Genomic DNA, 25,260 nt, shown 5'->3' with positions numbered 1-25,260 from the left:
CGGTTTGTCGACAACCCGCCGTCTCGCTGAGATGCCTGCCGGACAAGTGCTTATGACGGGTGGCGCACTGGTGCGCCGCTTCAACCCTATCAACCAGGATCCGGATTGTGCGTATAGATGATTTGAGGCTTTTTCTCTCTGTGGTCGAACTGGGCAACTTTGCTGCCGTGGCGCACTCACTCGATGTGCCACGGGCCCAGGTCAGCCGACGCATCGGCGATCTGGAACATGCGCTGGGTTGCAAGCTGTTTACCCGCACCACCCGCAAGCTGACCCTGACGCCAGCCGGCACCGACTATTTTATGCAGTTGCAGGAGATCATTCCGCGACTCGAGACCCTTAACCAGAGCATCAAGAACCAGAGTTCGGCCCCCACCGGTTCGGTCAAGCTGGGGCTGATCGGGGATGCCGACATACTGGCCCACGACTTGCTGGTCAATTTTCTCGACAAGTATCCCCTCATCACCCTGGAGACCCACGTCAGCAACCTCGGTTATCACGACATCATGAACTACGGGCTCGATGCCTGCGTCCATATTGGCGAGATGAAAGAGAGCTCGTTTGTCGCCCGTCCTCTGACCACGGTCTCGCGCAAACTCTACGCCAGCCCGGCCTATGTGGCCGCCCACGGCATGCCGCAACAACTTGACGATCTTCATCAACACGCCCTGCTGATCCATCGCCTGGCCAGCGGCGAGCTGGAGGATTGCTGGAACTTCAATACCGGCCCGCTCAAGGTCAGCAGCCGGCTCATCTCCAACAGCAGCCACTATATCCGCTACGCAGTGCTCAAGGGGGCCGGGATCAGCCTGCTGCCCGAGCTGAGTGTCAAAGCACAGGTCGCCAGTGGCGAATTGCTGGAGATCCTGCCGACCCACAAGGTCTATCTCGATGATGCCTGGCTGGTGTATCCCAGCCGCAAGGGAATGACCCATGCCGCCCGTCTGCTGATAGAGAGTCTGTTGGCTGAGTCGGCGTTGTTACTCGGCTGATTGTCACAAATTACGAGACATAGAAGCATTGATAGACGGGATTAATCACAAGAAGTGATTCAATTAGACTGACGCCATTTGATAACGCTTGTCTAAAGGAATCCTCTGATGACACCTCCCCGCTTCAAAACAACACTGCTCGGCAGCGCTATCCTGCTGCTGTTGAGCGGTTGTGGCGCCGACGCCACCACGCCAGCTGCGCCGCAACCACCGCAACTGCGCGCCGTCCAGGTCATGACCCTGAAAGCCCCCGTCGCCACCCGCCAGCACACCTTCAGCGGCGTGCTGAAATCGGCCCGCACCACCGATCTGTCGTTCCGGGTACATGGAATGTTGCAGGAGCTGGTGGTGACCGAGGGGACACGGGTCAACAAGGGGGCGCTGCTTGCCCGCCTCGATCCCCACGATTTCCAGGTCTCTGTCACTCAGGGAGAGGCCCAGCTGGCCGAAGCCCGTGCGGCCCATCGGCTGGCGCGCATTGAGCTGCAACGGATCAGGCAGGCCACCGCCGACAACGCCATCGCTGATGTCAATCTTGATCGGGCCATCAGTGCCGAAGCACGCGCCGGCGCGGCGGTCGAGATGGCCAGCCAGGGACTGCAAAAAGCCCGCGATGCGCTGACCTACAGCGAGCTGCGCGCTCCCTTTGACGGAGTGATCGGCAAGCGACACATCGATAATCACGAGTTTGTGCTGCCCGGCGTCAAGGTGCTGACCCTGCACCAGCCGGAGCGGCTCAATGTGGTGATCGACGTACCGGAGCGCCAGGTTGCCAGGATCACGCCCGGCCTGCCTGGCCACCTCGCCTGGGGTCAGCGCCAGCAAAATATCGCGGTGACGGTGACCGATATCGCCTCCATCCCCGCCCCGCTCAAACGCACCTACGAGGTGACGCTCTCCCTGCCGCGGGCTCAGAACAATCTGGTGGCGGGCAAGTCGGTCAATGTTAGCCTCGACCTGCCGCAGCAAGCGGACACCCGCCTCTTCTGTCTGCCCGCCATGGCTGTCAACAGTCAGGATCGCCAGTGGCATGTCTGGCGGGTGGATGCGGATCGGGTGGTCCGGGTGCCGGTGTCGCTTCATGGCCAGCAGCGGGATGCCCTCTGTGTCAGCGGTGAGCTGGCAACGGGCGATCAGCTGGTAGTGGCAGGCAGCGCCTTTGTCAGCGAGGGTGAACAGGTCGCCATCATGGCAGACCTGTCGCTGGAACGGGTGGCCAAATCATGAATCTCTCAACCTTTGTACTGCGCCAGAAGACCTTCGTGATCTTCTTCACCCTGCTCTGCACCCTGGCCGGGCTGGTCTCCTACTTCCAGCTCGGCAAGCTGGAAGATCCTGCCTTCACGGTCAAGAGTGCGGTGATCGTGACCCTCTATCCCGGCGCTGATGCCGGTGAGGTGGAGCGGCTGGTCACCGATCCCATCGAAACCAGATTGCAGGAGATGGAAAATCTGTGGAAGCTGCGCTCTCTCTCCCGTCCCGGCAGCTCGATGATCTTTGTCGATCTGCAGGAGCAGGTGAACTCGGCCGAACTGCCCCAGCAGTGGGATCTGCTGCGCCGCAAAGTCAATGACGTCAAGCTCTCGCTGCCTCCCCAGGCCCAACTCACCATAGTGCAGGACGAATTTTCCGAAGTGTATGGCATGCTCTTCTCCCTCTATGGTGACAGTGTCGCCATGGCCGAGCTCAAGGATCACGCCCGCGAGCTGCAACGCCGGCTCAAGGCCATCGAGGGAGTGAAAAAGATACAACTGCACGGTATTCAGGAGCAGGTGATCAACATCGATGTCGATGATGAGCGACTGGCACAGGCCACCCTGACCACCCTGCAGTTGTTCGAACAGCTGGGTAGCCAGAACCTGCCGCTGCACAGCGGCGATTTCGCCATGGGCATCGAGCAGATCCGCGTCGAACAGGCCGGGGCGTTCGGCAGTGTGGAAGATATCCAGAACCTCAGCATCAAAACCGGCATCAATGGTCTGGAAAGCGCTACCGTGCGGCTGGGTGATATCGCCAACGTCTACCTCGACTATCAGGATCCCGCCATGACTCTGAGCCGTTTCAACGGCCAGCAGGCGATCACCCTGGCAGTCAGCCCGGTCAACGGCATCAACGTGGTCAGCATTGGCGATACCCTCCGCCAGGAGTTGGCACAATTCGAAGCCACTCTCCCGGAAGGGGTTCATGTCGGCGTCGTCGCCTATCAACCGGAAGAGGTAGCCAAGTCCGTCAACAACTTCATCATCAACCTGGCCGAGAGCGTGATCATCGTGGTGATCGTGCTGCTGATCTTCATGGGTTGGCGCAGTGCCGCCATCGTCGGGGTCAGCCTGTTGCTGACCATCCTCTTTACCCTGATCTACCTCAACCTGACCCAGGTTGATCTGCAGCGGGTCTCGCTCGGTTCATTTATCCTGGCGCTGGGTATGCTGGTGGATAACGCCATCGTCATCGTCGATCTCGTTGAGGCCAAATTGCGTCAGGGGATTGCCCGCAATCAGGCGGTGAGCGACAGCATCCGCGAAATGGCACTGCCGCTGTTGGCGGCGACCCTGATCGCCGCGCTGGGTACGGCGCCCGTGCTCTTCTCCCAGACCGATGCGGCCGAATTCGCCCTCTCGATTGTGCAGGTGCTGTGCAGCTCGCTGCTGCTCTCCTGGCTCATCGCCATGACGGTCACCCCGCTGCTCTGCTGGTATTTCATTCCCGCACCGACCCAAACCGATGAGCCGATCCCGCCTTCACGGCTGGCAGCGCTCTACCAAAAAGCGGTGTGCTGGTCGGTGGATAACCCGGTCAAACTGCTGCTCGGGGTCGCCCCGGTACTGCTGCTGACCCTGGCGATCATTCCGTTGCTGCAGGTCAACTTCATGCCCTCCTCCGATCGCCCCATGCTGTTTCTCGACTACTGGCTGCCCAACGGCGGGCGGATTGCCCAGACCTCGGCCGACATGCACAAGATTGAGCAGTGGTTGCTGCGCCAGCCACAGGTGACCAGCCTCTCCAGCCATATCGGCGAGAGTGCCCCCCGTTTCTCGGTCACGGTAGAGCCGGAGCCCTTCGACAGCAGTTATGGCCAGATCCTGATCAACACCCGCAGCTATGAGGATATTGCCACCCTGACGGCGGCAGGCGATGCCTGGTTGCAGGCCGAATTTCCCTACGCCGAGCCCAGATTCCGCCCGCTCAAGCTGGCCACCAAGGACAAATTTGCCATCGAGGCACGCTTCGTCGGACCGGATCCGCAACAGCTGCATCGGCTCGCCAATGAGGCCAAACGGCGGCTGGCCGCCAACCCTCACCTCATCTATATCCGGGATAACTGGCGCCAGGAGAGCAAGGTGCTGGTGCCCCTCATCAATCAGGATGCGGCGAGGATCGCCGGCATCAATCGCGCCGACATCGCCAACGCCATTACCCGGGCAACCGATGGCAACCTGATTGGCCAGATGCGCCGTGATGATGATCTCATCCCCATCAAGCTGCGCAGCAGCAATGCCAACCTGGCCCAGTTTGACAATATTCCGGTGCGCTCCCTGCTCGGCAGCCACAGCGTGCCGATGGGACAGGTGGTCGATGGCATCGAGTTCAAGGGAGAAGAGAGCATGCGTTGGCGCTACAACCGCCAGCCTGCCATCACGGTGCAGGCAGACGTGAGGGGCGATACCCCCTCCAATGTGCGCAAGGCGATTGCCCGCGAACTGGAGGCGATTCCCCTGCCCCCCGGCTACACCATGGCGTGGGGCGGTGAATATTATGACGAGAAGCGCTCGGTCGATGATCTGATGACCCAGACCCCCAAGGCGATGGTGCTGATGACCATCATTCTGATCGCCATGTTCAGTGCCTACCGTCAGCCGTTTATCATTCTGGTGACGCTGCCGCTGGCCTCTATCGGCATTGTCTGGAGCCTGTTGCTGCTGGACAAACCGTTCGGCTTTATGGCGATTGTCGGCATGATCTGCCTCAGTGGCATGATCATCAAAAACGGCATCGTGCTGATCGACCAGATCGAACTGGAGCGCAAGGGGGGCCGGGCGCTGGCGGATGCGGTCAAGAGAGCGACCCTCAACCGTACCATGGCCATCTCGATGGCGGCGCTCACGACGGTGCTCGGGATGATCCCGCTGCTGACCGACCGGCTGTTTGATCAGATGGCCGCGACCATTGTTGGCGGGCTCTCGGCCGCCTCCTTTCTCTCCCTCTTCGTGATGCCAGCGCTCTATCAGCTGCTCTATCGGCACGAAGCGCAAGGCGCACTCATCCCTTCCCGCAGCAAGGAGCCATGCCATGACTGATCTTCGACTCACTCTGGTGGCCACGGCTCTGCTGCTGGCCGGTTGCAGCATGACCCCTGACTATGAGGTGCCACAGGTGGCCGTGGGGAGTGTCTATCTCAACGCCAGCCGTGCCGAGGGGATCAGTGAGGCCAAACCGGAGCCCGGACGACTCTGGTGGCAACAGTTCAATGATCCGCAGCTCGATCGGCTGGTCATGGCGGCCCAGCAGCAGAATATCCCCATCAGGATGGCCAGCGAGCGCATCAAAGCGGCGCAATCCTACCAGGCCGCGGTCTCCTCGCTGAAGGTGCCCACCATCTCCCTCAACACGGGTTATGTGGATATGCGGCTGAGCGAAAATGGCCCGCTAAGTGGCCCCGCCGTTGCCGAGTTCACCCTGCCGCCCCAACTCGGGGGGAGCAGCCTCAGTGTTCTGGATCGTGATAACCAAACCCATCTGGCCAGTGCCACCATCGGCTGGGAGGCAGATCTGTTTGGCCGGATCGATGCCCTGAGTCAGGCGGCCAGCATTCGGGTAGAGCAAGCCGAACTGCTGCAGCGCAATCTCACTACCCTGATGACCGCCGAGGTGATCAACAACTATCTGCAATACCGTGCCGCCGGGGAGCGCGTCGCCATCACCAGACAGATCATCACCGAGCAGCAACAGGTGTTGACGCTGGTGCAGTCGCTGCATCGTCATGGCTATGGCTCCGAGCTGGATCTGGCCAATGCCCGCGCCGCCCAGGCCGCGACAGAGGCCATGCTGCCGATGCTCGACAGTGCGCGCGCCGCCCATCTCGGCCGGCTGGCCATCCTGCTCGGAGAGACCACGACGCAGACCCGCAACCGGCTCGGCGAGGGCGAGTTGCCACAGATGTCTGGCCTGATCCCGGTGGGGTTGCCTTCTGAACTGCTGAACCGGCGCTTTGATATCGCGCTGGCCGAGCGGGAGATGGCGGCACGCAACCAGCAACTGGGCGCTGCCATCGCCAACCGCTATCCGAAACTGGTATTGACCGGTACCCCCGGCGTGTCGGCCCGCGATCTCGACGATCTGCTCTCCTCCGGTTCAGTGGGCTGGTCCCTCGGCGCAGGCATAAGCTGGAACCTGTTCGATGGTGGGCGGGGAGCCGCCATGGTGGATCTGCAGCAAGCGGGGTTCAGGGAGTCGGCCCTCGCCTACCAGCAGGTGGTGAATGGCGCCTTCAACGAGGTCGATACGGTGTTGAGGGCCTATGCAAACAGCCAGCAGTATCAACAGTTGATCGCCCGGGCCGACGATCAGGCTCAGATAGCCGTCGACAAGGCGACCAGCCTCTACCGGGCGGGGCTCGAAAACCACCTGAGCGTGCTCAATGCCCAGCGTGTCAGCAACAACCTGCAGGATGCCCGGGTACAGGCCCGCCTCAATAGCGCCACCACAGTGGTACTGCTGCACAAGGCGCTGGGTGGCGAGTGGCGAGTGCCACAGGACGCGCCTCAAGAAGATGGGGCGTTAACCGGAGAGGCAACATAGCAATGAGCCCGGCCAATTGGCCGGGCTCATTTTTTTTCAATCAGCACCCTGTTGCTCGCAAGGAGAGGGTCACAACAGCGCTCTGAGCGCCGCCATGGAGTCCACCACCGCCACAGGCCCGTGACGACCGAGGGCATCACGACTATCTACCCCCCAGGTGACGCCAATGCGCGGCATGGCGATCACCTCGGCCATCGCCATATCGTGCACGGAGTCACCGATCATCACCGCCTGCCGGGGTGACAGCCCCAGCTCGGCCAGGATCTGCTCAAGCATCAACGGATCGGGTTTGGAGTTGGCCTCATCTGCGCCGCGACTGGTGGCAAACAGCGGGCGCAGTCCGGTCTCATCCAATACCCGATCCAGCCCTCGGCGTGATTTGCCGGTGGCGACCGCCAGTTGCAGCCCCTGTGACTGCCAGTCATGCAGCAACTTCCCTGCCCCGGCGAACAGCGGGCTGGGGGTAGCATCGTGCAGATAGTGATGACGATAGCGATCGATGAGTGCGGCAATCTGGCGCTCATCGCTGGTAGCGCCACTGTCACTGCATAAGGGGAACAGACGGGACATGGCGACATCGAGGCTCAATCCGATGATCTGCCGGATCCGGGCTGGCGTAGGCACCGCCAGTTCACAATCTCTGGCGGCTCCTTGCACACAAGCAACAATCCGGCCCACCGAATCCATCAGGGTACCGTCCCAATCGAAAATGGCGAGCCGGATATCTTGCATTAGTGCGCCAGCTTTTCCAGGAAACCGTCAAGCTCGGGTGCAAGGGGGGCTTCTACTTGCATCTCGCGACCATCGGCCGGATGAGTGAAGCTGAGCTTCCAGGCATGCAAAAAGAGTCGTTTCAGTCCTTGGCTGCGCATTTTCTCGTCAAACGCCGCTTCACCGTACTTATCGTCACAGGCGATCGGGTGACCGGCATGCAGGGTATGCACGCGGATCTGGTGGGTACGGCCGGTGATGGGGCTGCACTCGACCAGGGTCGCTTCGGCAAATTGACGCACGATGCGGAACCGGGTTTCGGAGGGCTTGCCATCGGCACTGACCCGCACTACCCGTTCACCGGATTGCAGATCGTTCTTGCGCAGCGGGGCGTTGACCACCTTGACGTGAGCCTGCCACTTGCCACGCACCAGCGCCAGATACTGCTTGCGCATGGTCTTGACGCGCAGCTGCTCATGCAGGCTGCGCAGGGCGCTGCGCTTTTTGGCGACCAGCAGCACGCCGGAGGTGTCACGGTCGAGTCGGTGCACCAGTTCGAGGAAGCGGGCTTCCGGACGCAGGGCGCGCAGCCCTTCGATGACGCCAAAGCTCAGCCCGCTGCCACCGTGCACGGCCATGCCGGAGGGCTTGTTCAGCACGATCATGGCATCGTCTTCGAACAGGATCTGACTCTCCAGACGCTGGATAACCCCGAGGTTGGCCGATGGCAACTCATTCTTCTCGGCAACACGTACGGGAGGAACCCGCACCTCGTCACCCGCGCAGAGTTTGTACTCCGGTTTGATGCGCTTTTTGTTTACCCGCACTTCGCCTTTGCGAAGGATGCGATAGATCAGGCTCTTGGGGACGCCCTTTAGCTGAGTCTTGAGAAAATTGTCGATGCGCTGCCCTTCATGCTCAGCTTCGATGGTGAGCAGCTGCACTTGTTGTTGTATCTGTGTCATGGCGCGGATTTTAACACTGCGAGCGCCCCTTGGCTGCATGGTTTGTTGAAAAATGGCGCCTTGCTATAAAAGAGGTTTAAATGGGATAATAAACAAGGTTTTGTCATTGTGTTCAAGCCTTGTACTAAGTGGCCAAAAAGTATGCCACCCAATCCCGAAACACCGTGTATACAAGAACATGACGGTTCCCGGGTGCGAGGTACAACGCATGGAGAACACAAACATTACCGTTTATTTGTCTCCATTTCGGCATCCTTATTCATCCCTTCTCGAGAAGTGATGACCAGAGCGCCCTTAGTTTGCGCCTCATGCATACCCCAACCGGGAGGTTGCCCCAGTATGCTGAAGACCCGAGGTCGGCGCCGGCAGGACCCCAGATGGAGGAAATCAAAATGACACAATAATGAGAACTCAATGAAAAGAATGCTTATCAACGCAACTCAAGAAGAGGAGTTGCGCGTAGCGCTGGTTGACGGACAACAGCTCTACGATTTGGATATTGAAAGTCCGGGACACGAGCAGAAGAAAGCGAACATTTACAAGGGTAAGATCACCCGCGTAGAACCCAGCCTTGAAGCTGCTTTTGTTGACTACGGCGCCGAGCGCCACGGTTTCCTGCCGTTGAAGGAGATCGCCCGCAATTACTTCCCCTCCGGTTACTCCTATCAGGGTCGTCCCAACATCAAAGAAGTGGTCCGCGAAGGTCAGGAAGTTATCGTCCAGATCGACAAGGAAGAGCGTGGCACCAAGGGTGCAGCCCTCACCACTTTTATCAGTCTGGCCGGTAGCTACCTGGTGCTGATGCCCAACAACCCCCGTGCCGGTGGTATCTCCCGCCGTATCGAGGGTGATGAGCGGACCGAACTGAAAGAAGCCCTGAGCGGATTGACCGTGCCGGAAGGCATGGGCCTGATCGTGCGTACCGCCGGTGTGGGCAAGTCTCCGGAAGAGCTGGAGTGGGATCTGAACGTCCTGCTCAACCACTGGGACTCCATCCACAAGGCGTCACAAGAGCGTACCGCTCCCGTGCTGATCCACCAGGAAAGCAACGTGATCGTGCGCGCTATCCGTGACTATCTGCGTCGCGATGTGGGCGAGATCCTGATCGACGATCCGGTGATTTTCGAACGCGCCAGAGCCCATATCGAGCTGGTTCGCCCCGATTTCCTCAACCGTGTGAAGCTGTACAAGGGTGAAGTTGCCCTGTTCAACCACTTCCAGATTGAGAGCCAAATCGAGTCTGCCTTCCAGCGTGAAGTGCGCCTCCCCTCCGGTGGCAGCATCGTTATCGATCCGACCGAAGCCCTGACCTCCATCGATATCAACTCCTCCCGCGCCACCAAGGGCGGCGATATCGAAGAGACTGCGCTGCAAACCAACCTGGAAGCGGCCGACGAAATTGCCCGTCAATTGCGTCTGCGCGACTTGGGCGGCCTGATCGTTATCGACTTCATCGACATGACCCCGGTTCGCCATCAGCGCGAAGTGGAAAACCGTCTGCGTGAAGCGGTGCATCAGGACCGGGCCCGCATTCAGCTGGGCCGGATCTCCCGTTTCGGTCTGCTGGAGATGTCTCGCCAACGTCTGCGTCCCTCCCTCAACGAGTCCAGCAGCCATATCTGCCCCCGTTGCCAGGGTCAAGGGGTTATCCGTGACAACGAATCTCTCGCCCTGTCCATCCTGCGTCTCATCGAAGAAGAGGCCATGAAGGACAACACCGAGCAGGTTCACGGCCAGGTGCCTGTGGATGTTGCCGCCTATCTGCTTAACGAGAAGCGTGCCGCCATCGCCAGTCTGGAACAGCGCAATGATGTCCGTGTTTACATCATTCCGAACCAGCATCTGGAAACCCCGCACTACGAAGTGACTCGCATTCGTCAGAACGAGATCCCGGAAGCGGCCAGCTACGAGCTGAAAACCGAAATTGCCAAGCCGACCTACCAGCCGAAACAGGCCCAGGTGATCGAGCGTGAGCAACCGCTGTTGCAAGGCTTTGCCCAACCGGTACAACCGGCCCCTGTTGCCCCGCAACAGCCGGTGGCGCCCGTTGCTGCAGCCCCTGCCGAAGCCGGTTTCTTCAGCAAGCTGATCAAAGGCATTAGCGGTCTGTTCAGCAGTGATAGCGCACCTGCCGAAGTGAAAGCGCCCGCCGAGAAACCGGCAGCGCGGGAAGCTCGCAAGGATGAAGGTCATCGTCACCAGCGTGATGAGACCCGCGCCCGTGGCCAGCGTCCCCGTCGTGACGACAATCGCAACAACCGCAACAATGCGGAAGCTGGCGAGAAGCGTGAAGGTGGCAACCGCGAAGCCGGTGAAAACCGCAATCGCCGTCCCCGCAAAGAGCGTGAGCCCCGTCAGGAACGTGAAGCCCGTAGCGAGACCCGTGGTGAAGTGCGCAGCGAACAGCGCATGGAACGTGAACCTCGTCAGGAGCGCGAGCCTCGCGAACCTCGTCAAGAGCGTGCGCCACGTCCAGCCCGTGAACCGCGTGCTCCCCGTGAGCCGCGCGCCGAGGTCGTTGTTGAAGCGGTAGAAGCCGTTGATGCAGTCGCCATCGAGCCGCGTCAGGAGAAAGAGCAGAAAGTGGCCGAGCGCCGTGAACGTCGCCAACTGCGCAAGCAGATCCGCGTCGATGTCGCCGCTGCTGACACCCCTGCCCTGCCGGTTGACGATGCAGCAGTGCAAGCTGAGGTAATCGATGCAGTGGGTAACGAGCAGGAAGAGCAGAGTGAAGGGCAACGCCGTTCACGTCGCACTCCGCGTACCCAGCGTATCGAAGGCCAGCGTCGCAAGCGCATCAACGAAGATGCCCGCAGCCAGCGTGATGAAGAGCAACCAGCAACAGAGAGCCAGCTCACTACCGCTGCCCAGGCTGATGCTGCCAAGGTAAAAGCCGAAGAGCCGGTAGTACCCGTGGTCACCATCCCGAGCGCGGAAGCCATTGCTGCCGCCCTGCAGGCCTCTTCCGCGCTGACCGAGCACGTCGTTGCTGAAGCCATTGCCGAAGAAGCTGCCGAGCAGGCCACTGCCCTGGTTGCAGCAACTCAAGCCGATGTTGCTACCAGCCCGGTTGTCGAAGCTGTCGCTGAGGTTGTCGTTGCCGCAGAGCCAGAAGTAGCCGTTGTCACTGCGCCGGTTGCCGAAGTGGTCACCGCCACCGTAGTTGAAATTGCACACGTTGTTGAAACGGCTCCGGTTGTTGAAGAAGCCCCGGCCGTAACAGCCCCTGTTGTGGAAGCCACACCTGTCGCCGCTGTTGTTGAAACACCAGCTCCTGCTGCTGTCATCGAAACCCCGGCTGCCGTGGCTACGGTAGTGGTGGAAGAGGCGCCGGTTGTCACCAAACAGGTAGTACACGGTGCTGGCTTGCTGGCTCGTGCTCGCAAGGCATCAGCGCCGATGGCAACGCCTGCCGAAGCCCCTGCCCTGCCTGCTCGTGAGCCGGTTAACCACCCGCCGCTGGTACGCAACGAGGTGAGCACATCCGGTCGCCATGGTGGTAGCACAGCTGCCGTCAACGTGGCTACCAGCCCTGCCGGTCGTCCGTAACCGATCCGGGTTAGCCCGTTAATCAAAGCCACACCAATCGGTGTGGCTTTTTTATTTCTCTCTTCCCTGTTGCACTCTCATTGACACAGCGCAACCCTCTGCGAGACTCACGCCCTCCCTCTGTTATTTGTTTTTCGCTATTCCCAGCCCCCTCTCGTGCTTGCGCCTTGGATATTTCTGAGAGAGCCCATTCAAAGCGCTCATGTTCAGTATCATGCCAATTGATATTGTTAGCGCAGATTCTTGCTTGTTGGCATACAGCAATCATTCGGATGACCGTTTTAAAGATTGAATTCAATGAAACCACGCATGACGGCAGACTTGGTGGTGGTTGCTGTTTGGTCTAATCATCCCGGACACCATTTTAGGTGGTACAGTCGCCACCAGACCAATTAAGAGAGCAAGCTCCCATCACCCTGGTCTGCTGTGCTTTCGGTGTTCCAACATCCTGTTTTTACGACTATCTGGCTCGCAAGCGGACGATTAACCGTGAGCGGATACAGCAACGCAGCGAGTTGCGCCGGTCATACCTGGCGGGTCGCCGGCTGGGCGATGTCTGACAAACCTGATGCAGAGTTGGCAATCAAAGCACTGGAGATGGCCTATCAGGCGTGCTGTTTCACTCCGAGTAGGGTAGCCAATACGGCAGTCGGGCATTTCGGCAACGACTGTGGCGCTATCTGAGTCGCCGTGGTAACTGTTGGGATAACGCCCCGATGGAGCGGTTGTTCAGAAGCCTGAAGTCAGAGTAGCTCCGGCAACGGGATACATTGGTCTGTGGGAAGCAATGCGGGATATCAGTTATTACCTGATGGATTACTACAACTGGCAGCGTCCACATCGCCACAATGACGGGATGCCGCCAGCAAAAGTCGATACTAGGCCTAACCAAGTGTCCGAATTTAGTTGACCACTACAGCCGTCGGTAGATATTGAAAGGCTGTTTATTTTTCAGCAAAAGAGTGTCTAGAAAACCAGAGGTGATTCAATCGCAGATATGAAAAAAGGGCCCGCAGGCCCTTTAAAAAAAAGTAACGATGTTATCCACCAAACAGATGATGGCTGACGATGAACAGGCCGCCGGAGAGCAGCATGGTCAGCGGCAGGGTCAGCACCCAGGCCATCAGGATGGTCTTGATGGTCTGGCTCTGCAGGCCGGATTTGTTGGCAATCATGGTACCCGCCACCGCAGAAGAGAGGATGTGGGTGGTGGACACCGGCATACCGGTCAGACTGGCAACCCCGATGGAAGTTGCAGCCGTGATCTGAGCCGCGATGCCCTGACTGTAAGTCATACCGGTGGTACCGATCTTCTCGCCCACGGTATGGACGATACGACGCCAGCCCACCATGGTGCCGCAACCCAGCGCCAGTGCGATGGAGACGATCACCCAGGTCGGTGCGTATTCAGCAGTCGCGGTCAGATCCTTGCGCCATTTGGCCAGATCGGTCAGCTCCTTGGCAGGCAGCGGCAGCTTGGCAGCCTTGCGGGCAGTGTCATCGATACAGAGCAGCAGACGACGCACTTCACGGCGATCAGTCAGGCTCATCTGATCATAAGTACGCACGGCAGCCAGACGGGCATCCAGGGTAGCCATCGCCTGCAGCACGCCATCGGCGGAGCAGTGGGTCATCAGCTCTTCCTGAGCCGTTACCGGTGCAGAGAAGTTGATAACGCCAGAGAGAGCTGACTGGTTGCGCTGGTAGATCTCCATGATGCGCTGGTTGGCATCCTGGGTCCGGTCCAGATCATAGGAGCGGCTGCTCATGTCCAGCGCGAAATAGGCGGGCGCCATGCAGATCAGCACCAGCATCACCAGACCGATGCCCTTCTGGCCATCGTTGGAGCCGTGCACGAAGCTGACGCCCATGGCAGAAGCCACCAGGGTCAAACGTGCCCAAAACGGCGGGTGTTTCTTGCCATCCACCAGCTGACGCTCTTCCGGCGTTTTGTGGATCTTGTTGCTGGTCCAGATCCGCTTCATCGCCAGCAGCAGCAGCGCCGCGATGATGAAACCGATGGTGGGAGAGATAATGAGGGAAAGCATGATGTCGATCGCTTTGCCCACGTTGATCCCCTCGGTCACCGGTTTATGGGTGATCCAGGCATAGGCGCCGCCTACCCCCAGAATGGAACCGATCAAGGTATGTGAACTGGAGGCCGGGATCCCGAAGAACCAGGTACCCAGGTTCCACACGATGGCGGAAAACAGCAAGGAGAAGACCATGATCAACCCTTGGGTGGAATCCATCCCAAGCAGCAGGTCGATGGGCAGCAGATGGACAATGGCATAGGCCACACCCAAACCGCCGAACATGACGCCGAAAAAGTTGAAGATCCCCGATGCGACCACCGCCAGGTGAGCCGGCATCGCCTTGGTATAGATAACCGTTGCTACCGCGTTGGCGGTATCGTGAAAGCCGTTGATAAATTCATAGGCAAGCACAAAAAAAACGGCCAATACCAAACCGATTGACCACCACAAACCCAAACCACTAAACATTTCAAACATAAAAAAAAGCCTGTTTATGAGTTGCGGCGGATTATGCCAGATGGCGGCCAACACCATAGCCACCATTGAAATATTTCAGCCATAAAAAAAAAGAGCTTTTTGGTAAAAAATATCCTAGAGCCAGTCTGTATGCGGCTTGCCATTGATTAATTAAAGCCATCAATGATTGCGCGAAAGGGCAAAAATAGCTGATATTTAAGCCAATAATTTCATTTTTATGACGTTTTTATGACAGAAAAAAGGGCAAAAATGGTGATAAAACACCCCTTCCCTGCCAATCTCATCCGACCAGCACCTCAAACCCCATACCCGTTTGATTCCAGATGCAAAAAGGGAGCACCTTGTGCTCCCTTGAATCGTTGCAGTACGACCTGTTATCAGTCCTGATTGATGCGGCTGGCAACGGCGCCCTGCTGGCTCTTGTACTTGGCATTTTCCCGCTTGTTGTACGGACGGGCGGCGGCGCCGGAGAGCATCTCGAAGTTCAAGGCACCGATCTTCATCTTCGGGCGCAGCGCCAGCGGCAGTTTGCCGCCGTTGTAGAACTCCAGCACGATGCGACCGGACCAGCCCGGATCGATGCGGTGCGCGGTCACATGCACCATCAGACCCAGGCGCGCCAATGACGAGCGGCCATCCAGCCAGCCGACGATATCAGCAGGCAGAGTGACGGATTCATAGGTCACCGCCAGTGCCAACTGGCCCGGGTGCAGATAGAAGGCTTCACCATCGGGGACGTGGATTTCGTCACTCATCACCCGATCGATGGCATCGGCCATCTCGCTGCTCGGACCGCTCAGATCAATATAGGGAGCGGTATGATCGCGAAACACCCGAAACTCGTTACCCAGCAGCACATCGACACTGACACCACTGATCCGCTCTACTCCGGGCCGTGGCTCAATGACGATCTTGCCTTCATCCAGATGGCGTTCAATATCGGTATCACACAGACGCATTGGGCGACTCTCCTGACAAATTGTGCTTTTAAAAAAGCCGGGCATCACCCGGCTTGTTTCATCTTAACCAATCAACATGTGGCGAATACGCGCCTTGAGCATGTCGATGGCGATGCGGTTCTTGCCCCCACGGGGCACGATCACATCGGCATACTGTTTGGACGGCTCGATAAACTGCAGGAACATCGGACGCACCGTCTTCTGATACTGCTTGAGCACGGAGTCCATGGTACGGCCACGCTCCTGCACGTCACGCACCAGACGGCGCAGCAGGCAGATGTCGAGCGGGGTATCCATGAAGATGGAGGCATCCATCAGATCGCGCAGACGGCTGTCGGTCAGCAGCAGGATCCCTTCCAGAATGATCACCCGGCGCGGCGCAAACGGGGTCACTTCGCTCATCCGGGTATGTTCGGTGTAGGAGTACTGGGGAATGGCGACAGCATCACCTTTGACCAGCTGGCTCAGGTGCTGTACCAGCAGGTCGTGGTCCAGCGCATTGGGGTGGTCATAGTTGGTCTTGACCCGTTCTTCCATGGTCAGGTGGGTCTGATCACGGTAGTAGCAATCTTCGGTGATCACACCAATCTGACCTGCGCCCAGTTCGGCCACCAGCTCTTCATAAATGGTCTGGGCGATAAGACTTTTGCCAGACGCAGATGCGCCCGCAATACCGATGATCACACACGAATGTTGAGTATCAGACATGACAAATACCTAAAAGAGAAGAGCAGTGGGGATGGTTTAAACCGATCCATTATATAAAAAAGGGTGGGTCATGCCCACCCTCAATTCCCTTTCAAGTGACCGATAGCCGATTATTCATCCAGTGCCATGGCATAGAGGGGGGTCGCAATCGGTTTTGCGCTGAAAAAGAGTTCAGCCCCTACCCTGCGCGCCAGTTTCAAATAGGCCTGAGCCAGGCTCCCTTCCGGTGCGCCGAACACCGTCGGGCAGCCATCATCCATGTGCTGGCGGATATCGATGTGCAGCGGCAGCTGGCCAAGCAGCGCCACTTGATACTGCTCTGCCATCTTCTGGCCACCACCGGTACCAAACAGCGGTTCATGGTGACCGCAGGCGCTGCAGACGTGGTAACTCATGTTCTCGATGATGCCGAGCACCGGCACATTGACCTTGTTGAACATGGCGATCCCCTTGCGGGCATCGGCCAGCGCCACATCTTGCGGGGTTGTGACGATCACTGCCGCCGAAGTGGGCACCTGCTGGGCCATGGTGAGCTGGATGTCGCCGGTGCCCGGCGGCATGTCCACCACCAGATAATCCACTTCACCCCAACGGGTTTCATGGAGGATCTGCGCCAGCGCCTTGCTCGCCATCGGGCCACGCCAGATGGTGGCATCCTGCTCGGAGACCAGATAGCCGATGCTGTTGCTCTTGAGGCCGCAGGCCATCACCGGCTCCATCAGCTTGCCGTCATGACTGACCGGGCGCTCCTTGAGGGTGCCCATCATGGTGGGAATGGAGGGGCCATAGATATCGGCATCGAGAATGGCGACTCGCGCCCCCTCTTTTTGCAGGGCCAGCGCCAGATTGACCGCGGTGGTGGACTTGCCCACCCCCCCCTTGCCAGAGGCAACCACGATGATGTTGCGAATGCCCTGCACAGCATTGAGCCCTTGCGCCCGTGGCATGCTGGCGACGTCAATCTCCAGTGCCCAGTCGATACGGGCGGCGCCGGTGGCGCTGCGCAGCCTGGCATCGTAGTTCTCTTTGAGCTGATCGAGTAGCGAGAGACCGGCAAACGGCAATACCAGCCGGATAGTAAGCCCCTGACCCTGATTGATGATCTCGCGAACGAATCCGGCATCCACCAGATCCTTGTGCCAGCTTGCTGGCTTAAATTCGGCGAGGATCTGTTTTACTGAATCAATCACCATTAACTCCTCATTATCTTGTCTTTATCTTGAGGTGAACGGTTACCGCACACAAATCAGTGGCTTGCCTGCCATCGTCACGACAGGTTCTGCCAAGGTCGGCACAGCCACAACCCTAGGCAGGCTACCCCCAATTCGGGTAACATGCACGGCACTCTATCATCCCAACAAGCACATCAAGAACGTAATATGGCAACTGATCCTCGTAAAATGCTGGTAACCTGCGCCCTCCCCTATGCCAATGGCTCCATCCATCTTGGCCACATGCTGGAACACATCCAGGCCGATATCTGGGTTCGTTATCAGCGAATGCGCGGTCATCAGGTGCACTTCATCTGTGCCGATGATGCCCACGGCACCCCGATCATGCTCAAAGCGCAACAGATGGGGATCACCCCGGAAGAGATGATTGCGGCCGTCTCCAAGGAGCACCAGACCGACTTCGCCGGTTTCAACATCAGCTTTGACAACTATCACTCCACCCACAGCGACGAAAACCGCGAGCTGGCGGAACTGATCTACGGTCGTCTGAAAGACGGTGGCTTTATCAAGGGCCGCACCATTACCCAGCTGTTCGATCCGGAAAAGTCCATGTTCCTGCCGGACCGTTTCGTCAAGGGCACCTGCCCCAAGTGCAAATCCCCGGATCAGTACGGTGACAACTGCGACAGCTGCGGCGCCACCTACAGCCCGACCGAGCTGATTGATCCGAAATCTGCCGTCTCCGGTGCCACTCCGGTGATGAAGGATTCCGAGCACTTCTTCTTCGACCTGCCGCAATTTGAAAAATGGCTCTCTGAGTGGGTGCGCGGCTCCGGCGCCATTCAGGAAGAGATGGCCAACAAGATGCAGGAGTGGTTCGAGAGCGGCCTGCAGCAGTGGGACATCACCCGTGACGCCCCCTACTTCGGTTTCGAAATCCCGGGCGCGCCGGGCAAGTTCTTCTACGTCTGGCTCGATGCCCCCATCGGCTATATGGCCTCCTTCAAGAACCTGTGCAACAAGCGCGGTGACATCGACTTTGACAGCTACTGGAGCAAAGACTCCAGCGCCGAGCTGTACCACTTCATCGGTAAAGATATCGCCTACTTCCACTGCCTGTTCTGGCCATCCATGCTGGAAGGTGCCAACTTCCGCAAGCCAACCAAGGTCAACGTGCACGGCTATGTGACCGTCAACGGCGCCAAGATGTCCAAATCCAAGGGCACCTTCATCAAGGCATCCACCTACCTGAACCACCTGGATCCGGAGTGCCTGCGCTACTACTACGCTGCCAAGCTCAACAGCCGCATCGACGATCTGGACCTGAACCTCGATGACTTCGTGGCTCGCGTCAACGCCGACGTGGTCAACAAGCTGGTCAACCTCGCCTCCCGCAACGCCGGCTTTATCGCCAAGCGTTTCGACGGCAAGCTGGCGGCCAGCTGCGCCGAGCCAGAGCTCTACGCCGAATTCGCCAACGCCCGCACCACCATCGCCGAGGCCTATGAGGCACGCGAATTCAGCCGCGCCATCCGCGAAATCATGGCGCTGGCCGACAAAGCCAACCGCTACGTGGATGACAAGGCCCCCTGGGTGATTGCCAAACAGGAAGGGGCTGACACCCAGTTGCAGGAAGTTTGCTCCGTCGGTATCAACCTGTTCCGCGTGCTGATGGCTTACCTCAAGCCGGTGATGCCGCTGCTCGCCGAGCGCGCCGAAGCCTTCCTGGGTGAAACCCTCTCCTGGGATGGCGTGGCCCTGCCGCTAACCAACCATCAGCTGACCCCGTTCAAGGCGCTGTTCTCCCGCATCGAGCCCGCCAAGGTAGAAGCCATGGTGGAAGCCTCCAAGGAAGATCTGGCCAAAGAGCAGGCACCGAAAGTGACCGGCCCGCTGGCAGACGATCCCATCAGCGAGACCATCAGCTATGACGACTTTGCCAAGATTGACCTGCGCGTCGCGCTGATCAAGAAGGCCGAAGCGGTACCGGAAGCCGAGAAGCTGCTCAAGCTGCAACTGGATATCGGCGGCGAGACCCGTCAGGTGTTTGCCGGTATCAAGTCCGCCTACAACCCGGAAGATCTGGAAGGCAAGCTGACCGTGATGGTGGCCAACCTGGCGCCGCGCAAGATGCGTTTCGGCATGTCCGAAGGCATGGTGCTGGCCGCAGGCCCGGGCGGCAAGGATCTCTGGATCCTGGAGCCGCAGGAAGGCGCCCAGCCTGGCATGCGCGTCAAGTAAGCGTATCGCTGCGACATACATAACCAAATAGAGAAGAGAGGCCAAACGGCCTCTCTTTTTTTGTCTCACATCTTTGGCTTGGATTGTATTTGTAGATGCTGGTCGCGAATGGCTGCCTCAGATTGCGACCTCGGGGCTATCCACCGCTGGCCTTGGCGGGCGATACATTTTGTCCTAAATACCTGACCACCCGACTGGGCATCTTATCCCTGTTGTGAGCCTGCCAGCATCTCCAGTTTGAGCGCCACCAGCTCCGCCTGCTGGCACTCCAGTAGACGCAAACGGGCGGTGACCTTCCCCTTCAACTGCTGCTGCAGTTTCGTCTGCTTGTGGGGGCGTCCCTGCTCTGCTCTCAATGCCCGCCGCCATTGACGCCAATCCTGCAACTGGCCGAGTCGCTCCTGCCAATGCGTCAGGGTGGCCAACCAGCCCGGATCCCCTCCCCCCAGCGCCTGCAGCAGCTCAACGCCATAACGGACCTGCTTGATCTCGAGGCGCAGCCGATGCCAGCGGCGCAACTGTTGACGACGGGAGTGGGCCGATTTCCTGGTAGAGAGAGGATGTTCATCGAGGGCGCACTGCGCCTCATCAAGCCGCAGGGCCAGATGTTGCTGATAGAGCGGCACCAGTGCCCACGAATCCGGCACCTGCGCCACCGCCACGAGCCAGCGGGCCAGTCGCCGCGACAACAGGGGCACGCGGCAGGTCGATTTGTGGGTATCAACAGTGCTGGCGGGCGGCTTGCCAAAACGCTCGGTGTAGACCTGCGCATCGCGCAAGGCCGAGAGCCGCCCGACCGAGCGCAGCAGATACCGCTCCAGTTCGGGGTGATAGATGAGTGGCCGCCACAGGGCGAGCAGCGCCAGCAGGCGGCGCGCCGCGATACGGTAGCCATGAACGGTCGGTTCGCTGGCCTCTTCACGCACCGCCCGCGCCGCCTCCTGATAGCGGGCGACCCAGACTTTTGCCTGAGTCAGCAACAGACATTCCTTGTCAGCGTCCATCTCGCCCCTGCCGCTTCAGTTGGTGTGAAAGCCCTGACCGGTGGGCGGCAGCGCCTCTTCATACTCCATCCGGGTCACTCTGGCGGTGCGCGGGCCATGCTCCAGCCACCCCAGCATCATCTGCACCCCCTGCGCGGGGCCGCTGATCAGGATCTCCACCGAGCCATCTTCGAGATTGTAGGCATGGCCCCGCAAACCCAGTTGCAGCGCCCGCTCACGGGTGAAATAACGAAATCCCACCCCCTGCACCTGCCCCCACACCCGAATGACAAACGATTGCTCTCCCATTTCTCGCACCTTCCACTTAAGAAAAAATTTCCCGCGACGATAATGTGCCCGACACTCTATCTTCTGCAGGATGCAGCTCCATTATGAAAGAAGTTAAATTCCGGTGGGTTGACCGCTATCTCATTCACCTCACCATCAGTGAAAAATTCCATATCGCGTTCTGGTTACCGCTCTTCATCATCGCCTTTCTCAGCTGGTACATGCTAGCAGCCAGCCATCAGCAGGAGATCTCCCTGCGGGTAGCGCAGTTGCAGCAACGGGTCGAGACCACGGCGCAGTTGATCAGCCAGCAGCCCACCTTGGTGTTACCTGCCGATCTGCGTCTGACCACGCAAGGCAGCAGCGGGTTGCAGCAGCAAGGGGCTCACTACCTGTTTACCGCGCCAGCGGGTCAGGCGGGCTACGTCACCGGCGATCTCGATACCGGCAACCTCTCCATGTGGGACGGCCAAGGCTCGACCCTAACCCTGATCGCCGCACTGGCCACCCTGATGGCGCTGGTGATCCACTACATGATGACCTTTGTCTCCGGTGCGCTCTACTCCACCAACAAGGCGCTGCAAACCGTGGCGGACGGGGATCTCACTTTCCGGCTCAACTTCTTCCCGGTGCGCGACGAGTTCTCCACCCTGGCGGGCAGCATCGACCGCTTTACCGACCGCCAGCACCAGATCGTCAAACTGGTGGAGGAGTCTGCCGAAGCGCTGACCATGGCCGCCGACGAGTTTCGTGACCATGCCAGCGAAGGCGAGAGCATGGCGCGCTCCCAGCGCCAGCACATGGATTCACTGGCTACCGCCATGGAGCAGATGTCGGCGGCGATCCGCGAAGTGGCGCGCAATGCCAACGACACCCTGCAGCAGACCCGCCAGTCGAGTGAAGAGGCGGCCAATGGCGCAAACCGGGTAGCCCGTACCATCGAGGCGATCCGCACCCTGGCCGACGAGATTGGCAACGCCTCCGGCGCGGTCGAGCGGCTCACCCACAACGCCAACCGGATCAACGAAGTGGTCAACGTTATCAACGCCATCTCCCAGCAAACCAACCTGCTGGCCCTCAACGCCGCCATCGAAGCGGCCCGTGCCGGTGAGCAGGGTCGCGGCTTTGCGGTGGTGGCCGACGAGGTGCGCACCCTCGCCAGCCGTACCCAGCAGGCGACGGTGGAGATCCAGCAGATGATCGAGGAGCTGCAGACCGGTACCGGCGCCCTCAACGAGATCATGGAGAAGACAGTTGGCCGCGCCGCCAGTAGCCAGCAGCTCATCAGCGAGGTGGGGCTGGATATCGAAAAACTGAGCAACCACAGCGATGCGGTGCTGGAGATGAGCACCCAGATCGCTACCTCGAGCGAGGAGCAGAGCTCGGTCGCCGCCGAGATCACCCACAATCTCGATCAGGTACGCCATGAAGCGGCGCAGGTGGAAGAGTCTGCCAGCGCCTCGGTAGCCGGTACTCAGGGACTGAAAGCCACCGCCACCGAGCTGACCCAGGCACTCAAGGGGATTAAGATCTGACCATTCGCGGAGCCAGATCAGCGCAATCCGCTTCATTACACCGGGTTGTTTGAGTTTTACCTGCGGGCCACATAGAATGTGGCCCCTTTTCTTTCTACCATCGGCAAACACCCATGAGCGTTTTCATCTATCTCGTCAAAGGCCGCGAAAAATCCCTGCTGCGCCGTCACCCCTGGATCTTCTCCAAGGGGATTGAGCGGGTTGAAGGCAACCCCGTTGACGGCGACACCGTCGAGATCTATGCCAACGATGGCAAGTGGCTCGCCCGTGGTGCCTGGTCAGGCAGCTCCCAGATCCGTTCGCGGGTCTGGACCTTCGATAAAGAGGAGACCATCGATCTCGACTTCTTTATCCGTCGCCTCAAATATGCCCAGGAGTCTCGCGATCCGCTGATCAAGCGTCAGGGTCTCACCGGCTACCGCCTGTGCGCCGCTGAATCCGATGGTCTGCCGGGTCTGACCATCGACCGTTATGCCGATTTTCTGGTATGCCAGATCCTCTCTGCCGGTGCCGAGTTCCAGCGCGAGCTGATAACGCAAGCGCTGCGTACCCTCTACCCCGAGTGCAGCATCTATGAGCGCTCCGACGTGGCAGTACGCAAGAAGGAAGGGCTGAAAGAGCGCACCGGCGTCATCTATGGCGAGACGCCGAACGAGCCGGTGGTGATCGAAGAGAACGGCGTGAAGATCCTGGTGGATATCCGCAATGGCCACAAGACCGGTTTCTATCTGGATCAGCGGGACAACCGTCAGGCGGCCGCCAAATACACCGAAGGCAAGCGGGTGCTCAACTGCTTCAGCTATACCGGTGGTTTTGGCGTTTATGCCCTCAAGGGCGGTGCCAAAGAGCTGGTCAACGTCGATCTCTCCCAGAATGCGCTGGATATCGCCCGCCAGAATGCCGAGCTGAACGGGCTGGATACCAGCAATACCCAGTTTATCCGTCACGACGTGTTCAAGCTGCTGCGTGAATACCGCGAGAAGGGCGAGAAGTTCGACGTCATCGTACTGGATCCGCCCAAGTTCGCCGAGAGCAAGGCCCAACTGCTGGGTGCCTGCCGCGGCTACAAGGACATCAACATGCTGGCGTTCCAGCTGTTGGCGCCGGGTGGCGTGCTGCTGACCTACTCCTGCTCCGGTCTGATGGAGCAGAGCCTGTTCCAGAAGATCGTTGCCGATGCGGCGCTCGATGCCGGTCGCGATGCCCAGATCCTGGAGCTGCTCTCCCAGGCCTCCGATCACCCCATCGGTACCGCCTATCCGGAAGGCTTCTACCTCAAGGGTCTGGTGGTACGCGCCCGCTGATCGGCCGTCATCTTCCCTTGTGATCAATCAGGCCCCTTACGGGCCTGATTGTTTTGCATTGCGCCGTATAAACCTGAGCCTGACGCTCGCCCCGATAACCAACCTCTCTGCTTTATTCGTGTTCCCTCTCCTCCTCTTTCCGAGCCTGCGTCCCACGTCTTTATCTGTTTAAATTTTTTTGCACAATAACTGCGCATTTATGATTTAAATCACACCCGTATGACTCTCTTTCCCGTAGTGTGATCCCGCCTGCGGCAGCCGAGCCAGGGCAGCCGCACCGTCAGGATTGATGGGCGGCCCAACAACAAAAATCGATGTCAGGCCAAGCTGAACATCACAAGGGATCCCTTTATGAATCAATCATTGCCGCTGTTAACGCCGCTGCGGGGCATCGCTGCCCTGATGGTGGTGCTGTTCCATGCCCGCTTGCTGCTCTTTCCCCAGTGGATGGAGTCGATCGCAGGCCACACCCAACTCATCGAGAATGGCTACCTCTGGGTCGATCTGTTCTTTATTTTGAGCGGCGTGGTGCTGGCCCATGTCTATGGGGAGGCCTTCACCCGCACGCCCCGCACCGTGGGCTATGGCCGCTTTCTCTGGCTGCGGCTGAGCCGCGTCTACCCACTCTATCTGGTGACCCTGCTGCTGCTGGTTGGCTGGGAACTTTACAAGGCGCAGCACGGGGTGGGCTTCTACGCCGGCCCCTTGTTCAAGATGTGGGAGTGGGAAGGGATGCCGCCCTTCGGTTCACCCTTCACCCCGGCCGAAGCGCTGCCCAGCGCCTTCCTGCTGCTGCAGGTGGTGACCGATCATGGGCTGACCTGGAACTTCGCCGCCTGGTCCCTCAGCGTAGAGTGGATCAGCTACCTGCTATTCCCGCTGCTTATTCCGTTGGCAGTGACCCGCAGTCGCTGGAGCCATCTTGCCCCCCTGCTGGCACTGACCATGCTGGCCTTTATCGTGCACAGTCGCGGCACGCTGGATGTCACCAGCGGCGCGCTGGCGGTGGGACGCGGGGTAAGTGAATTTGTGCTCGGCCTCTGGCTGCTGCCGAGGGTCAAGGCCGCTAAAGGCTTGCCCATGATGAAGCATGATCTGCCGCTGCTGGTCGCCTTTGTGCTGCCCTTCGCGCTGATGCAGTTCGCCATGACACCGCAGCTGACCCTGCTGCTGATCGGCTCCTACGTGTTGCTGATCTGGATTTCAGCTGCGCAAGGAGAACGCCAGAGCCCGCTGCTGCGCTTGCTGGATAACCGCTTCACCAACTGGCTGGGAGATCTCTCCTACTCCATCTACCTGCTCCATGCGCTGGTACTGCTCACCGGCTGCGAGCTCATCCACTATCTGGCGCCTGGGCTCACCGAGTGGTGGTATGGCCAGACCAACCCGCTGCTGGGGGTAGTGGCAACCTTGCTGATGCTGGCGGTGCTGATCGGCCTCTCGGCATTGAGCTACCACCTGCTGGAGCGGCCACTGCAACGGCGCCTGCGCCGCTGGGGCAAGGCGCGGCAACCGGCGCTGGAGCAAGCCGGATAAGTTAA

At 59.3% G+C, this 25,260-nt stretch carries 17 protein-coding genes and 1 pseudogene; 10 read left to right on the top strand and 8 right to left on the bottom strand.

Annotated elements, in window-relative coordinates; translation table 11 throughout:
- Window positions 1-107: 107 nt before the first annotated feature.
- The 4 genes from OKC40_RS06845 (at window position 108) to OKC40_RS06830 (ending at window position 6,791) form a co-directional block, all read left to right on the top strand.
- Window positions 108-992: a LysR family transcriptional regulator gene (locus OKC40_RS06845; protein WP_058051949.1), complete on the top strand. Its 885-nt coding sequence runs from the start codon at window positions 108-110 to the stop codon at window positions 990-992.
- A 108-nt stretch (window positions 993-1,100) separates the two neighbouring features.
- Window positions 1,101-2,219 carry an efflux RND transporter periplasmic adaptor subunit gene (locus tag OKC40_RS06840; protein WP_270794588.1) on the top strand — a complete coding sequence of 373 codons (1,119 nt, stop codon included), beginning with the start codon at window positions 1,101-1,103 and terminating at the stop codon, window positions 2,217-2,219.
- Window positions 2,216-5,290, top strand: a complete 3,075-nt coding sequence (locus tag OKC40_RS06835) for an efflux RND transporter permease subunit (protein WP_270794587.1) — start codon at window positions 2,216-2,218, stop codon at window positions 5,288-5,290. Before OKC40_RS06840 ends, OKC40_RS06835 begins: the two co-directional genes overlap by 4 nt.
- Window positions 5,283-6,791: an efflux transporter outer membrane subunit gene (locus tag OKC40_RS06830; RefSeq protein ID WP_270794585.1), complete on the top strand. Its 1,509-nt coding sequence runs from the start codon at window positions 5,283-5,285 to the stop codon at window positions 6,789-6,791. The genes OKC40_RS06835 and OKC40_RS06830 overlap by 8 nt, the downstream gene beginning before the upstream one ends.
- A 69-nt stretch (window positions 6,792-6,860) precedes the next feature.
- Here the strand turns inward: OKC40_RS06830 and OKC40_RS06825 are convergent, their stop codons facing one another.
- Together OKC40_RS06825 and rluC are read right to left on the bottom strand one after the other, a co-directional pair.
- Entirely contained in the window at window positions 6,861-7,523 is a 663-nt protein-coding gene (locus tag OKC40_RS06825; protein ID WP_270794583.1) for an HAD family hydrolase, read from the bottom strand.
- Window positions 7,523-8,467, bottom strand: a complete 945-nt coding sequence (gene rluC, locus OKC40_RS06820; RefSeq protein ID WP_204356693.1) for a 23S rRNA pseudouridine(955/2504/2580) synthase RluC — start codon at window positions 8,465-8,467, stop codon at window positions 7,523-7,525. Before rluC ends, OKC40_RS06825 begins: the two co-directional genes overlap by 1 nt.
- A 414-nt stretch (window positions 8,468-8,881) precedes the next feature.
- Between rluC and rne the strand changes: the two genes are divergently transcribed.
- Both rne and OKC40_RS06810 read left to right on the top strand, forming a co-directional pair.
- Window positions 8,882-12,016 (top strand): ribonuclease E, encoded by a 3,135-nt coding sequence (gene rne, locus OKC40_RS06815; RefSeq protein WP_270794580.1) that lies wholly within the window; start codon window positions 8,882-8,884, stop codon window positions 12,014-12,016.
- Between the two features lie 386 nt (window positions 12,017-12,402).
- Window positions 12,403-12,926: pseudogene (locus tag OKC40_RS06810) on the top strand (integrase core domain-containing protein); the annotation flags it as partial.
- A gap of 130 nt (window positions 12,927-13,056) precedes the next feature.
- Here the strand turns inward: OKC40_RS06810 and OKC40_RS06805 are convergent.
- The 4 genes from OKC40_RS06805 to apbC form a co-directional block, all read right to left on the bottom strand.
- Window positions 13,057-14,529 carry an inorganic phosphate transporter gene (locus tag OKC40_RS06805; RefSeq protein ID WP_075113455.1) on the bottom strand — a complete coding sequence of 491 codons (1,473 nt, stop codon included), beginning with the start codon at window positions 14,527-14,529 and terminating at the stop codon, window positions 13,057-13,059.
- Between the two features lie 377 nt (window positions 14,530-14,906).
- The gene (gene dcd / locus OKC40_RS06800; RefSeq protein WP_042061717.1) at window positions 14,907-15,488 is read right to left on the bottom strand and encodes a dCTP deaminase; all 582 of its coding nucleotides are present in this window, start codon (window positions 15,486-15,488) and stop codon (window positions 14,907-14,909) included.
- 63 nt (window positions 15,489-15,551) lie between these two features.
- On the bottom strand, window positions 15,552-16,196 hold the full coding sequence (udk, locus tag OKC40_RS06795) for a uridine kinase (RefSeq protein WP_005345570.1): 645 nt from the start codon (window positions 16,194-16,196) through the stop codon (window positions 15,552-15,554).
- A gap of 110 nt (window positions 16,197-16,306) precedes the next feature.
- Window positions 16,307-17,389, bottom strand: coding sequence for an iron-sulfur cluster carrier protein ApbC (apbC, locus tag OKC40_RS06790; protein WP_182969010.1), 1,083 nt, complete (start codon window positions 17,387-17,389; stop codon window positions 16,307-16,309).
- A gap of 186 nt (window positions 17,390-17,575) precedes the next feature.
- Here apbC and metG point away from each other — a divergent pair, with 186 nt between their 5' ends.
- Window positions 17,576-19,609, top strand: coding sequence for a methionine--tRNA ligase (metG, locus tag OKC40_RS06785; RefSeq protein ID WP_182969011.1), 2,034 nt, complete (start codon window positions 17,576-17,578; stop codon window positions 19,607-19,609).
- A gap of 203 nt (window positions 19,610-19,812) precedes the next feature.
- Here the strand turns inward: metG and OKC40_RS06780 are convergent, their stop codons facing one another.
- Together OKC40_RS06780 and OKC40_RS06775 are read right to left on the bottom strand one after the other, a co-directional pair.
- Window positions 19,813-20,613 (bottom strand): CHAD domain-containing protein, encoded by an 801-nt coding sequence (locus OKC40_RS06780; RefSeq protein ID WP_232099054.1) that lies wholly within the window; start codon window positions 20,611-20,613, stop codon window positions 19,813-19,815.
- Between the two features lie 15 nt (window positions 20,614-20,628).
- Window positions 20,629-20,901 carry an acylphosphatase gene (locus tag OKC40_RS06775; RefSeq protein ID WP_005345583.1) on the bottom strand — a complete coding sequence of 91 codons (273 nt, stop codon included), beginning with the start codon at window positions 20,899-20,901 and terminating at the stop codon, window positions 20,629-20,631.
- 83 nt (window positions 20,902-20,984) lie between these two features.
- On the opposite strand from OKC40_RS06775, the gene OKC40_RS06770 reads away from it, so the two are divergent.
- From OKC40_RS06770 to OKC40_RS06760, 3 genes are all read left to right on the top strand, one after another.
- Window positions 20,985-22,415, top strand: a complete 1,431-nt coding sequence (locus tag OKC40_RS06770; RefSeq protein WP_182969012.1) for a methyl-accepting chemotaxis protein — start codon at window positions 20,985-20,987, stop codon at window positions 22,413-22,415.
- 113 nt (window positions 22,416-22,528) lie between these two features.
- A complete protein-coding gene (locus OKC40_RS06765) occupies window positions 22,529-23,719 on the top strand; it encodes a class I SAM-dependent methyltransferase (protein ID WP_182969013.1) in 1,191 nt (396 codons plus the stop codon).
- 351 nt (window positions 23,720-24,070) lie between these two features.
- Window positions 24,071-25,255: an acyltransferase family protein gene (locus OKC40_RS06760; protein WP_182969014.1), complete on the top strand. Its 1,185-nt coding sequence runs from the start codon at window positions 24,071-24,073 to the stop codon at window positions 25,253-25,255.
- Window positions 25,256-25,260 lie beyond the last annotated feature (5 nt).

Origin of the sequence: Aeromonas sp. QDB11 (assembly GCF_027705265.1) — a bacterium.
GTDB lineage: Bacteria > Pseudomonadota > Gammaproteobacteria > Enterobacterales > Aeromonadaceae > Aeromonas > Aeromonas allosaccharophila.
This window is presented reverse-complemented; position numbering and strand designations above follow the sequence as displayed.